Source organism: Algoriphagus litoralis, assembly GCF_003259255.1.
GTDB classification, from domain to species: domain Bacteria; phylum Bacteroidota; class Bacteroidia; order Cytophagales; family Cyclobacteriaceae; genus Algoriphagus; species Algoriphagus litoralis.
Genome location: NZ_QGOL01000016.1, coordinates 92,411 through 104,401, shown reverse-complemented (window position 1 = coordinate 104,401; position 11,991 = coordinate 92,411). Strand labels below are relative to the sequence as shown.

Annotated in this window: 13 protein-coding genes; 8 read left to right on the top strand and 5 right to left on the bottom strand. The window is 41.8% G+C overall.

Going from position 1 to position 11,991, the window contains the following annotated elements; all coding sequences use genetic code 11:
- Positions 1-2 precede the first annotated feature (2 nt).
- Genes DK188_RS18215 through DK188_RS18205 form a run of 3 tightly spaced genes read left to right on the top strand, consistent with a single transcriptional unit; the run spans position 3 to position 1,654 of the window.
- A complete protein-coding gene (locus DK188_RS18215) occupies positions 3-1,196 on the top strand; it encodes a DEAD/DEAH box helicase (protein WP_111672309.1) in 1,194 nt (397 codons plus the stop codon).
- A 10-nt stretch (positions 1,197-1,206) separates the two neighbouring features.
- Positions 1,207-1,467 carry a cold-shock protein gene (locus DK188_RS18210; protein ID WP_111672283.1) on the top strand — a complete coding sequence of 87 codons (261 nt, stop codon included), beginning with the start codon at positions 1,207-1,209 and terminating at the stop codon, positions 1,465-1,467.
- Complete coding sequence (locus tag DK188_RS18205; protein WP_111672282.1) at positions 1,460-1,654, top strand: cold-shock protein; 195 nt, start codon at positions 1,460-1,462, stop codon at positions 1,652-1,654. Before DK188_RS18210 ends, DK188_RS18205 begins: the two co-directional genes overlap by 8 nt.
- 61 nt (positions 1,655-1,715) lie before the next feature.
- Here the strand turns inward: DK188_RS18205 and DK188_RS18200 are convergent, their stop codons facing one another.
- Complete coding sequence (locus DK188_RS18200; RefSeq protein ID WP_111672308.1) at positions 1,716-2,711, bottom strand: 2-hydroxyacid dehydrogenase; 996 nt, start codon at positions 2,709-2,711, stop codon at positions 1,716-1,718.
- Positions 2,712-2,928: 217 nt separating this feature from the next.
- Here DK188_RS18200 and DK188_RS18195 point away from each other — a divergent pair, with 217 nt between their 5' ends.
- Positions 2,929-3,243, top strand: coding sequence for a Dabb family protein (locus tag DK188_RS18195; protein ID WP_394335852.1), 315 nt, complete (start codon positions 2,929-2,931; stop codon positions 3,241-3,243).
- Here DK188_RS18195 and DK188_RS18190 read toward each other — a convergent pair whose 3' ends face one another.
- A complete protein-coding gene (locus tag DK188_RS18190) occupies positions 3,244-3,651 on the bottom strand; it encodes a hypothetical protein (protein ID WP_111672280.1) in 408 nt (135 codons plus the stop codon).
- 167 nt (positions 3,652-3,818) lie between these two features.
- On the opposite strand from DK188_RS18190, the gene DK188_RS18185 reads away from it, so the two are divergent.
- Positions 3,819-4,424, top strand: coding sequence for an alpha-ketoglutarate-dependent dioxygenase AlkB family protein (locus tag DK188_RS18185; protein WP_111672279.1), 606 nt, complete (start codon positions 3,819-3,821; stop codon positions 4,422-4,424).
- Between the two features lie 67 nt (positions 4,425-4,491).
- Here the strand turns inward: DK188_RS18185 and msrA are convergent, their stop codons facing one another.
- A complete protein-coding gene (msrA, locus tag DK188_RS18180) occupies positions 4,492-5,604 on the bottom strand; it encodes a peptide-methionine (S)-S-oxide reductase MsrA (protein ID WP_111672278.1) in 1,113 nt (370 codons plus the stop codon).
- 208 nt (positions 5,605-5,812) lie between these two features.
- On the opposite strand from msrA, the gene DK188_RS18175 reads away from it, so the two are divergent.
- From DK188_RS18175 to DK188_RS18165, 3 genes are all read left to right on the top strand, one after another.
- Entirely contained in the window at positions 5,813-6,415 is a 603-nt protein-coding gene (locus DK188_RS18175; RefSeq protein WP_111672277.1) for an outer membrane beta-barrel protein, read from the top strand.
- 86 nt (positions 6,416-6,501) lie between these two features.
- Positions 6,502-9,165 carry a PQQ-dependent sugar dehydrogenase gene (locus DK188_RS18170; protein WP_111672276.1) on the top strand — a complete coding sequence of 888 codons (2,664 nt, stop codon included), beginning with the start codon at positions 6,502-6,504 and terminating at the stop codon, positions 9,163-9,165.
- 254 nt (positions 9,166-9,419) lie between these two features.
- Complete coding sequence (locus tag DK188_RS18165; RefSeq protein WP_111672275.1) at positions 9,420-10,565, top strand: DUF4221 family protein; 1,146 nt, start codon at positions 9,420-9,422, stop codon at positions 10,563-10,565.
- Between the two features lie 179 nt (positions 10,566-10,744).
- Here DK188_RS18165 and DK188_RS18160 read toward each other — a convergent pair whose 3' ends face one another.
- Complete coding sequence (locus tag DK188_RS18160; protein ID WP_111672274.1) at positions 10,745-11,278, bottom strand: hypothetical protein; 534 nt, start codon at positions 11,276-11,278, stop codon at positions 10,745-10,747.
- Positions 11,279-11,469: 191 nt separating this feature from the next.
- Positions 11,470-11,985 (bottom strand): hypothetical protein, encoded by a 516-nt coding sequence (locus tag DK188_RS18155; RefSeq protein WP_111672273.1) that lies wholly within the window; start codon positions 11,983-11,985, stop codon positions 11,470-11,472.
- Positions 11,986-11,991: the final 6 nt, after the last annotated feature.

Below are 11,991 nucleotides of genomic sequence, written 5' to 3'. Positions count from 1 at the left end.
CCATGAATAATACTAGAAAAAATACCGCGCCTTCCACTACTCCCCGAGGCGGGAATATTGATCGTCGGCAGGTAAAAAAGAAAAAAGAATCCACACTGGACCCTAGGCTTTTTGTCAAAAAGGCAATGCCAAGTGGTCAGGCGGGTTTTCGAACAGAGAAGTCTTTCGAAGATCTACCCTTGAATGCCAGACTTTTGGCTAATATTCAGAAAAAAGGATACGAAACACTCACCACCATTCAGGAACAATCCATTTTGCCCCTTCTAGATGGACGGGATATGATGGCAATTTCTAAAACAGGGTCTGGCAAAACAGCAGCGTTCTTGATCCCCATCATTGAACATGCACTGAAGGATCCCAGGAATTATACAGCATTGGTAGTGACACCGACCCGGGAACTTGCCCTTCAGATTGAAGAGGAGTTCAAAAGTCTCACAGCCGGACTTCAATTGTATTCCGCCACCTTCATCGGAGGAACGAATATCAATTCGGATTACAAACAACTGGAGCGCAAACTTCAGGTGGTAGTAGGCACACCGGGGAGATTGTTGGATCTGTCAGACAGGAAGCTCCTGAAGCTGAATCAAGTCAATACACTTGTGTTGGACGAATTTGACCGAATGCTGGATATGGGTTTTGTCAATGATGTCAAAAAACTGGTGAATCTCATCGGAAAGCGAGATCAGACACTCCTATTCTCAGCAACACTCGAGCCCAACCAAAAGCAACTTATTTCTACACTACTGCATAATCCAATTGAAGTAAAAGTGGAAAATGCCGGTGGAACTAACGAAAACATTGAACAGCAAACCATCAGAGTGCCTGAAGGAGCTGACAAATTTGATATTCTCGCAGGGCTGGTGAAAAGCCCAGAAATGGAAAAAGTAATCCTTTTCACAGAAACCAAACGACTGGCCGATAGGCTGGCAAAGAAGCTGAATCAGGTCGGTATAGCTGCTGGCCAGATTCATGGGGATAAATCCCAGAATTTTCGAAATAGAATGATCGAAGAATTCAAAAAAGGGGATATCCGAGTACTGGTAGCCACTGACGTAGCTGCCAGAGGAATCGATGTAGCTGATGTCTCCCACGTGATCAATTATCAGCTACCGATGACCATGGATGCTTACATCCATCGTATCGGCAGGACTGGACGGGCCGGCAAAGTCGGTCACGCCATCACTTTTGTAAACTAAAAACTGGCTAATGTCAAAAAATCAAAACACGTTTATCAAAAAACAAAAGGCAGAGCTTAAGAAGCGGAAACAAAAAGAAAAACTCGAGAAAAAGCTGGACCGCAAGAACCAGCCCAAAGACGGAAGCCTCGACAACATGATCGCTTACGTCGACGAGTTTGGAAACTTTTCCGATACTCCTCCTGAGCCGCCAATTGTTAAAAAAACAAATTCAACACAATCAAATCAAAACCGAGTAAAATCAAATCAAAATTTCAGAAATCATGAATGAAGGAACAGTAAAATTCTTTAACACAACCAAAGGCTTTGGATTCATCACACCAGCAGACAACAGTGAAGACGTATTCGTACATCACAGTGGCTTGGTTCACGAGATCCGTGAAAATGACAAAGTGAAGTATGACCTGGTTCAGGGCAAAAAAGGCATCAATGCCGTTAATGTTAAAGTTGTAGGTTAATAACCTCTACCCCCCCCCATAAAACATCCCTGCTGGTTTTCCAGTAGGGATTTTTTGCTTTTCAGGAAGCTTTGATTTCGTTGGTCAGGGATTCCCCTTTTTCAAATGAGGTGATATTCGATAGGGTGACGCTTGCGATTTGCTCTAAAGCTTCCTTGGTGAGGAAAGCCTGATGCCCTGTGATGAGTACATTCGGGAAAGTCATCAAGCGTGCGATCTGCTCATCCTGAATGATTTCTTCAGATAGATTTTTGAAAAAGATATGCTCCTCCTGTTCATAAACATCGATTCCCAGAAATCCAATTTTCCCTTTTTTTAGTGCTTTGATTACTGATTTGGTTTCGATCAGAGCGCCGCGGCTCGTATTGATGAGTGCGATTCCATTTTGCATATAGGTAATCGTCTCAGTATTGATCAGGTGTTTTGTCTCTGGAGTCAAGGGACAGTGCAGCGAAATGATGTGACTTTTTGCCAAAACTTCCTTTAGTGGGAGGTACTCCACTCCCAAGTCCTTCATCTCATCATTTTCAAAAATGTCGAAAGCCAGAATCTTACACCCAAAGCCTTTGGCAATTCTACAGAAGGCCCTTCCGATGGCTCCTGTTCCGATCACACCTACAGTCTTGCCATGAATATTGATTCCTGTAAGGCCTTCGAGTGAAAAGTTGTTTTCCCGGACTCTGTTGTAAGCCTTATGCGTTTTTCTGCTCAAAGTCAAAATCAAAGCAAAGGCATGCTCTGCCACCGCCTCAGGACTGTAGGCTGGTACACGGACGATTGGGATCCCCAGTTCTTCCGCTGCCTTCAGATCTACCTGATTGTATCCCGCACAGCGCAGGGCTATTAATTTTATTCCAAGCTGATCCAGTTTTTTGAGAATTCCCGCATCTATTTGATCATTGACAAATGAACAAACTGCTCCATGACCCTCAGCTAAATGAACAGTATGCTTGTCCAACTTCGAATCGAAATAGGTGATTTCATGTCCAGATTTTGACAGAAATCGGTCAAAGCTTTCGCGGTCGTATGACTTAGTACTGAAAAATGCGATTTTCATGGTTGAAACTTTTTGAAGTTTAGCTTGGATAAAAATGAAGCTATTCCTCCAATTTAGTTGAGAATAAAGCTGAATTCTTTCTAGTTTCGGAAAAAAAACAACCATGAAAAAACTCAGCTATCTGCTGTTTCTTGCGTTGATTTGGTCCTGTAGCCAGCCCAAATCAGCCGAAGTAATTGAAGAAACAGAAACCGAAACCATTCAAGAAGAAGTAATTATGCCAGATTCCGTACTCCGCCATGTCGTCCTGTTTGGATTTAAAGAAAGCTCCAAGCCAGAGGAAGTGCAAGCAGTAATTGACGCTTTTAAAGCTTTGCCTTCACAAATTTCAGAAATCAAAGGCTTTGAGTGGGGAACAAACTCCAGTCCAGAGGGACTAAATCAAGGGCTAACCCATGCATTCACCCTGACATTTCACTCAGATGCTGACCGGGATGCCTACCTACCCCATCCTGCCCACAAAGCATTCGGAGGAATTGTAGGTCCACACTTGGACAAGGTGACTGTAGTGGATTATTGGACCAAACCCTGATTATTTGTCGTAGGGTAGGGCTGAGCTATCAGCTTTTCCAGGTTCACTTGCGTTGATCACTTCGGTGACTACAAACACACTTGTACCTCTCCAGGGTAGCATTCCATTGTATTCTTGGTAGCGCAGTTCCAGGTGTTTGCCTGAATTGCGCTCCAAAACTGCTGCTACTTCCGGATCAGTGACGCTGAATCGAAATTCATTGCTCTGTAGCGCTCCTGAGGTTGGACTTTGGAAACCCTCCTGGACCATTCTACCTTCCCAAGTTTTGAAGACTACACCTTTTTTTACAAAGTAATTCAAGCTTCCGGCCTTGACCCCTTCACCAAAGACAAAGTAGAATTTCCACCAAAAAAAGATCCCTAGTACTAAGACCAATATCAAACCGGTGATCCAAGCAAATTTTTTCATGAGTTTTGAGCGTTTTTTAAAGTAATCTGGTCAATTTCAAAACAAGAAAAATAACCTGTTTCGATTTCGTGTTCTTGAATTGTTGGACTAAATATAATGCGCTGCAATTTCAAAAATGAGCGCCGCAAAAAAATAAACCTGTTGAATTTTATTTAGTTCTTAGTCCTATGCAACAGTCGATTTTCAATTCAAATGAATCCAATCTCTTGCCTTTTCAGGGGGAGGCGATTTTTTATCCTGAATTTTTCTCCAAAAATGCTTCAGATCATTATTTCGATTTTTTGAGCAAAAGTCTGCATTGGAAAGAAGAACCTATCAGAATGTTTGGCAAAATGGTCATGCAGCCCCGATTGACGGCTTTGTATGGAAATGAAACCAAGCCCTATGGCTATTCCGGAATCTCGATGACTCCTTTCCCTTGGACTCCTGAATTAATGGAAATAAAAAGGAAGCTCTTAGACTTCACCGAAGTCGAATTTACCCATGTACTCTGTAATTTTTATCGAAATGGGCAGGATAGTATGGGATGGCACCGAGACAACGAGTCTGTTTTAGGAAGGAATCCAACCATCGCTTCAGTGACTTTTGGGGCCACTCGGATGTTTCAGATGAGGCACTACGAGACAAAAAAACAAAAAGTCCAAGTTCCTCTCACTCATGGCAGCTTACTCATCATGTCAGGTGAAAGTCAGCATTATTGGGAACATCAGATTCCTAAAACCAAAAGGAATTTGGGGCCCCGGATTAATCTGACTTTTAGAAAATTGCTTTAGGGTAGCGGATGCTTTTTTTCCTGAAAAAAGAAAAGGCCACCAATCTGGTAGCCTCTTCTTGCACTAATTAATCCACCAACCATAAAAATTCTCCATATCCGGCAGCTTCCATTTCAGTTTTTGGAATAAACTTCATGGCTGCCGAATTCATGCAATATCTAAGATTTGTAGGAGCGGGACCATCGTAGAATACGTGCCCCAAATGACTGCCCCCCAGTTTGCTTCGGACTTCTACCCGAGTCATTCCAAATTCTTTATCGATAGGTTTGTCAATTACCCGTGCATCGATAGGTTTGGTAAAACTTGGCCAGCCTGAACCAGACTCGTATTTATCTTTTGAGCTGAACAGCGGCGCTCCAGACACAATGCAGACATAAATGCCATCCTCTTTATTTCCGTTGTATTCATTTTGGAATGCATATTCCGTAGCATCTTCCATCGTTACCTCATACTGCAGCGGAGTAAGCGTTTTCTTAAGCTCAGCTTTTGGAGTCGCCTCGTATTTTTTTGCACTCAACTCAGGCCAATGTGCTTTGATGAAAGCATCTCTTCCGCTTCCATTTCTATAGGCGTAGTATTCAGTCGGGTTCTTTTTGTAGTAATCCTGATGGTAGTCCTCAGCTGCATAGAAATTAGTGTATTTGATCACCGGAGTGGCGATAGGCTTCTTGAATCTTCCTGACTTATCCAATCTGGCTTTAGATTCTTCTGCTACTTTCTTTTGCTCTGCATCGTGGTAGAAAATAGCAGATTCATATTGGGAACCTCGGTCATAGAATGAACCCCCTACATCGGTAGGATCATAGGTCTGCCAGAAAATATCTACCAGCTCAGAATAGCTGATCACTTCAGGGTCAAACGTGATCTGAACTGACTCTTTATGCGAAGTCTTTCCTGAAGAAACTTCACTGTAAGTCGGATTTTTTTCTTTGCCGCCGGCATAGCCTGAAATGACTGAAATCACCCCGTCAAGATCCTCAAATGGAGCTTCAACACACCAAAAACAACCTCCTGCAAAGGTCGCGAGCTGCGTTTTGGATGAAAAAACAACATTCTCATTTTGATCTTCGGAGACCTCAGTCTCAACTACCGAGGATTCGGTGGCAGTATTTCCGCACGCCATCAAAAGGCTTATTAGCAGTGTGATCATCATATTGGGTATGGATTGCAAGTTTTGCATTGAGTGTAAGTTCTACAGTATTAATTCAAAGTTTGGTCAGCATTTTGTTAAGTCATAAACAAACAAGTTAAGGCTTATGTTCGCTTGGAGTTCTTAATAACCCTTAAAATTGACCTGCTCAAATTACGCTTCTTACGCAAGTTTGGATTGTCAGCTGGGTTACATTTTGGAATCCTATTTCGACAAAACCCAAATAACTCTAGATCTTATGAAAGGCTCAGTAAAATTCCCGCTTATTATCTTGTTTATTTTCAGTGCTACCTCCTTCAGCTTTGCTCAGCAGGGTTCTGGTTTTGGTTTTAAAGGTGGATTAAACTACAATACAAGCGGGAAATACTTCAAAGATGCGGGTCAGATTTTTACCAAACCCGGAGAAAACATGGGTTACCACTTGGGGATATTTTTTCAGTTATCCAGTTATGACATTGCAGTGCGTCCCGAATTGATTTATACCAAAACCAAATTTGAAACTGACCTTGGAACTGTAGATTTCCAGAAAGTAGATCTTCCGGTGTTGGTGAAAATGCGCTTTTTTCAGGTAATCGGATTCTCTATTGGACCGTCTTTGCATTATACCTTCGAAGAAAATTTTTCCATTCCTGAAAATTTCGAGAAGACAGATCCCTTTGGTCTAGGGTACCAGCTGGGACTGGGGGTTAATCTCGGTCCTTTAGGTTTGGACCTGCGGTTTGAGCGGGAATTGAATGAAAGAAAATACACTTTTGAAAATGTCCTGGGAAAGGAAGATTACAAAAACCAGCAGTTGATACTCGGTCTTTCATTCCTGATCCCCGGCAAAAAAGTCAAGTAAAATCTTCCAAGGCTTTCAAATAAAAAGGCATTTTGGTTTTCTCCGTTTTCTTTAACTTGAGCAGACCAAAATAACCTATTTCGTTCATGTTCAAGGAAATTAAGGCACTTGGAATCCTCTGTTTGATTCTGTGGAGTTGTGCCAAAAAAGAAGAAGATCCCTTTGCTTCCATCCGACCTGATGAAAGCCGATTTACCAAAATCACCTTGGTAGAAAAACTCAACGAACCCATGGAACTTGAGGTCCTGGACAATCTGGACGTACTTTTTATCGAACGTGGAGGGAAACTCCGAAAATATCTGGCAGAACAAGGGTCAATAGAAGAAATCGGTCAGCTTGAAGTCAATATAAATGGTGAGGACGGTCTTCTAGGTTTGGCCAAAGACCCAAATTTTGCCGAAAACCAATGGATCTATCTCTATTACGCTCCGATCGGTGTTGTTCCAGAGATCAACCGGCTCTCTAGATTTACGTTGGTCGAAGGACTTTTGGACAAATCCACTGAGAAAACCATGCTCGAGGTACCTATCTTCAGAGGATGCTGCCACTCGGGTGGTTCGCTTGAGTTCGACTCAAAAGGCAATTTATTCTTGAGCATGGGAGATGATACGACTCCCTTTGAATCAGCTAATTACAATCCAATCGATGAAAGGTCCGGTCGACCAGCCAATGTCGATGCTCAAAAAACTTCAGGAAATTCCAACGATTTGCGTGGTTCCATCATTCGGATCACGCCTCAGCCAGATGGGACCTATACTATTCCAGAAGGGAATCTCTTCCCAGTTGGTACGCCGAATACGCGTCCTGAAATCTATGTCAAAGGCAACCGTAACCCCTTCCGAATCGGGGTAGACCAACGCAATGGAAACCTCTTCTGGGGTGAAGTGGGGCCGGATGCCTCTGTCGATAGTCTGCAGCGCGGACCAAAAGGGCATGATGAATTCAACATGGCCACCAAAGCAGGATTTTTCGGCTGGCCGTACTTTGTGGGTAACAATAAGCCCTATTGGAAATATGATTTTGAGAAGCAGGAAAGTCTTTTTGAATTTGATCCCAAAGCACCAAAAAATACCTCTCCCAATTCTACCGGGATCGAAATCCTGCCGCCTGCGACTCCAGCGCTGATTTGGTATCCTTATGACGAATCTGAAGAGTTTCCGATGCTGGGAGCAGGTGGCAGAAATGCGATGGCAGGCCCCATTTATTACCGGGAAGATTATCAGGCCTCGGAGGTTCGTTTTCCTGGCTACTTTGACGGAAAGCCGATTTTTTATGATTGGATGAGAAACTGGATTTTCATGGTCAAGCTGACCGAGGATTTCCAGTACGATACCATGGAGCGATTCATGCCTTCCACCGTTTTTGATAAGCCGGTGGATATGCAGTTTGCCAAGGATGGATCACTTTACATTTTGGAATATGGTACCTTTTGGAGTGCGCAGAATGACGATTCGGGAATCTACCGGATAGAATTTGCTCCGGGCAATAGAAAGCCAACTGTGCAGGTCTCTGCTGATAAGTTGGTTGGAGCAGCTCCTCTTACGGTTAATTTTTCATCGGATGGAACTGCTGACTTGGATGCAGACGATTCGCTTACCTTTTCTTGGGATTTCGGAAATGGAGAAAAATCATCCGATCCCAACCCCCAATTGACTTTTGATAAACCGGGTATCTATGCTGTAAAGTTGGAGGCAAAAGACAAATCCGGTGCTAGTGCTTCAAAATCTCTTGAGATCAAGGTGGGTAATGAAGCTCCGAAAGTAGCGATTGATTGGAATGCGAACAAAAGCTTCTATTTCGGTCCCGAATCAGTTTCGTATCAAGTCATCGTGAGTGATTTGGAAGATGGAGAAGTGGATGCATCCCGTATTAGTTTTAGTATTGACTACCTGCAAGGTGGCTATGATTTAATTCAGATAGGACACCAGCAGGAGCAGATTCACCCCGGAGAAAACTACATCACCCAGGCTGGTTGCAAGGCCTGTCATGCGATGGAAAAGGAATCTGTGGGGCCAAATTATACAGCTGTCTCCCAGAAATACCTAAATCAGCCAGATGCCAAAACCTATCTGGCCGGCAGGATCATCAATGGTGGAGGAGGAGTATGGGGAGAGCGAATCATGCCCGGACATCCGCAGCTAGCGGCCGATCAAGTGGAGAAAATGGTAGACTTCATCCTCAGTCTTGCCGATCCCAATATCAGTGGAACTAAGTTGCCGCTTTCGGGCAAATTCAATGTTGACAAAACCCAAAACCGGGAAGGCTACTATCTCATTCAGGCTGGATACGAAGATCAGGGAGCAAACGGAATCGCACCCCAAAAATCAATCACCCAGCTGACCTTGAGGAATAGCCTTATTCCTGCATCAAGTGCAAATGAACTTCAGGGCGTTGCCAAGGCCAATGGAGCTCAAATTTCATTTGTGAAGTTTACTGAAAACAGCGCATGGATTAAGTTTGAAAAGCTGGATTTGACTGGGATAAAATCACTCGACTTGGCTTTGAATCCTGGTAATGTGAAAGGAAAACTTGAGGTAAGAGTTGGAGCTCCGGATGGCAAGCTGATAGGTGAAACCAAGGTCTTGAGCAAAACCGATCGACCAAATAATTCAGAAGGGGGCTATTTCAGTACTGATGTCAAACTGGAGCAGCTAAACGATTTTCAAGACTTGTATCTGGTCTTTATCCCCGAGAGTGAAGTTTCGATCTGGAATACATTTAATCTGAGTACAATTAAGTTCAAACAATAACAAAAAAGCCCGAAACTAACTGATTTCGGGCTTTTCTGCTTTAAGTAATCCTGTATAATCAATAAGCACGGGCTTTGGTAACCAAGAAGTGAATGTATCAGTAGTGGAAGGCCATGGGAAAACATCCTAAAACTTGGCATCAAGTCCTTCTTGCTGAAATACAGAACTTTTAACTTAAAGAATCTTATATCTTTTTGCGAACACATTGAAGGTGAATAGTTTTAGTGGTTCATTTTTCATAAAACCACCTCACCATGAAGAACCTCTACCTAATTGCTTTTACCTTACTTTTCTCCTTTTGCAGTGAAAAAACCGAAACTAAACCCGAATTTATTGATCAGTTTTCTGTTTCCTTTGACACAGTTATAGTCGATTCTAAAGGCGAGTTTATTGACCTTAGAGATAACCTTTTTTTCTCGGGACTTTCCCCTAACAAAAGCTATCTGATCAATTTTAATCGGACAGATGTGCAATCCGAGCGGATTAATTTGAACGAATTGGTTTTTGAGAAACGAATCGAGTATGAAAAAGAGGGGCCTAATGGCATCGGTACAATGATTAGCTCTTTAAATGTGTCTGATAACGATCAGGTTATGGTTTGGTTTTATGGACTCTATGCGTTTTTCGACCAAAATGGTTTAAAAACCAAAGATTTGGCATTGGATAATATCGCGCCAGATCTCCTTCAGGGTTCAGATGTTTATCCTCAAACCATCTATGAAGTTCCCCGAAATAAAGATCGGGTGATTGGGCTTTTCAACAGTTGGAAAGAAAATGACTTCTTCCTTTTAGAATTTGATTTAGCCAATCGCACCTCAAAACGGATTGAGTTGCCGGAATTAGCTAAAATCAACGCGTACAAAACGGAAATCACGGTTAATGGAAATTTTGCTGGTAATTTAGCAGGATCAGTTTTTTCAACTCAAAGTTCTGACAAATTGGTGATTTCTTCCTCTCTTATCAACGAAATTCAGATTTTGGATCTAGTAAACGATAGTTTATATTCTAAAAATTGGGACACTCCATTACTTGGAGCCAAGCGTCAATTTATCGGGCCAAAACAATTTGAATATAACCCTGAGCAAATGGAGGAAATTTCTAAAAACTCAGAAGAAGATATTAATTATGGTGAATTGATTTGGGATGAGGTCAATGAGAAATATTACAGATTTTCCTCCAAAAAGAAATTAACGGAAAGCAAAAATGAAGAAGGACAATACACCATTATCAGTGCAGAGGTGTTTCTCAGTGTCTTCAACAATGATTTAGAACTAATTGGCGAAGCCTTAATCCCTGAAATCACATCAGCTCCTAAAAAGCATTTCGCTAAAGATGGAAAAATCTGGATTTTCGAAAATTTAGATGATGAATTAGCCTTTGTTAGGATGGTTTTGAATTAAAAGGCTTCTATGATTTTATCATCAATCAACCGACTCAAGCATTTAAAAGATTAGCAATCCAATTTGAAGCGAGAGCATAGAAGTTTTCGTTTTTCCAGTTTGATCACTGATTGTACCCTCACTATCAACTTCAATTGATCCTCTTTTTACATAATTGATTCTGTCACCGTATTGATACATCAATTGATAGAAAAAGCAGCCCTTCCATCTGAAGGTTCCTTATCGAATTTTCGCCTATAAAAACCTAATCCAATTCCATATCCCAGGCCTTCATAATTGGTGGATAGAAGTAATGCTAGGTATTCTTGGTCCAGAATAGTATCCAGAATTGAATTGTCTACTTGAGTTCTGCTGTTAAGAATTTTCATCCCTACAAATCCATCCAAAAATGGCACAAACCCCTCTTCGCGCTCACTTAAAACTACTCGGATAACAGGCCCTAGATTGAAATAATTAAAAGTCGTTTTCAATTGAGGAAGAAAAGCTGATGCCGGAGTTTTATCCCTTCCCAAATTCATATAGTTACCTTCAATTCCAATTAATACTGGGCTATATGCACCCCCACTTTTGGGATTAAGGAAAAAATTCACTCCCAAGCCCCAGCCTGTTCCTCCAAAAGAATTACTGACATTTTCCCGAAACTCACCGACAGGAAAACCGATATTTCCATGCAAGCCAAACTGAAATTTCTGAGCTTCTTGAGCTAAGGACACTTTCTAAAAAAGAAACAGAAAGAAAAGCGATTGGGAAGCTTTCATACCCAATTTTTAGCGAAAAATACGGTTTGAATTCTGTTGAGATCCAAAAAAAACAACAGAGTCCCCAAAAATCAAATTTTATTTTCTTGAGAATCAGTAATTCGGGAGATTTCAAATGAGAATTTTTCAATTAGGCCTTGCAGTCCCTATTTCACTAGCTTTGAGAAAAATTCCTTCAACTTCAAGGCTTCTGCATCATCTACTTTTTTGTCCTCTAATACTGCCGAAATGACGGCAAACATTTCAGTGAAAGGGGCCGCGTTTTTCAAGTGTTCGTTTTTTTCCAGCCATTGATTGAGCTTGTATATTTCATAGGTGTTCACATCCCCGCTGGCAAGGATTCCTTTGAAGATTCCGTTTAGAAAATACAGATTGGGAGCCTCCTCATTTTTGGCGTCATTATCTTCCAGAAAATCATTGAGGATTTGTTTTAAATCTTCAATTTCTTCGGAATTGACCTTGCCATCGTCAATGATTGGTTTGATTTGGCTGTGAAGCTTCTGGAAAGCCTCCAACTCACAGAGTGGTTCATTTTCCATACACCAGCTTTTCAGAGCTTCGTACTCATTTTTTGTAACGATTCCGTCTAGGGATACTCCGTATATCAAACCTGCAAGTTGATACGCAGCATTTTTAATCTCTTGGTTAGTTGGGTTTTTCATGGTTTT

Bases quoted from the DNA above. Each gene is read 5' to 3' on its own strand.
- DK188_RS18185 (WP_111672279.1), top strand. From the start codon at position 3,819: ATGCAACAGTCGATTTTCAATTCAAATGAATCCAATCTCTTGCCTTTT.
- DK188_RS18200 (WP_111672308.1), bottom strand. From the start codon at position 2,711: ATGAAAATCGCATTTTTCAGTACTAAGTCATACGACCGCGAAAGCTTT.
- DK188_RS18215 (WP_111672309.1), top strand. From the start codon at position 3: ATGAATAATACTAGAAAAAATACCGCGCCTTCCACTACTCCCCGAGGC.
- DK188_RS18165 (WP_111672275.1), top strand. From the start codon at position 9,420: ATGAAGAACCTCTACCTAATTGCTTTTACCTTACTTTTCTCCTTTTGC.
- DK188_RS18195 (WP_394335852.1), top strand. From the start codon at position 2,929: ATGCCAGATTCCGTACTCCGCCATGTCGTCCTGTTTGGATTTAAAGAA.
- DK188_RS18175 (WP_111672277.1), top strand. From the start codon at position 5,813: ATGAAAGGCTCAGTAAAATTCCCGCTTATTATCTTGTTTATTTTCAGT.
- DK188_RS18210 (WP_111672283.1), top strand. From the start codon at position 1,207: ATGTCAAAAAATCAAAACACGTTTATCAAAAAACAAAAGGCAGAGCTT.
- DK188_RS18170 (WP_111672276.1), top strand. From the start codon at position 6,502: ATGTTCAAGGAAATTAAGGCACTTGGAATCCTCTGTTTGATTCTGTGG.
- msrA (WP_111672278.1), bottom strand. From the start codon at position 5,604: ATGCAAAACTTGCAATCCATACCCAATATGATGATCACACTGCTAATA.
- DK188_RS18155 (WP_111672273.1), bottom strand. From the start codon at position 11,985: ATGAAAAACCCAACTAACCAAGAGATTAAAAATGCTGCGTATCAACTT.
- DK188_RS18190 (WP_111672280.1), bottom strand. From the start codon at position 3,651: ATGAAAAAATTTGCTTGGATCACCGGTTTGATATTGGTCTTAGTACTA.
- DK188_RS18205 (WP_111672282.1), top strand. From the start codon at position 1,460: ATGAATGAAGGAACAGTAAAATTCTTTAACACAACCAAAGGCTTTGGA.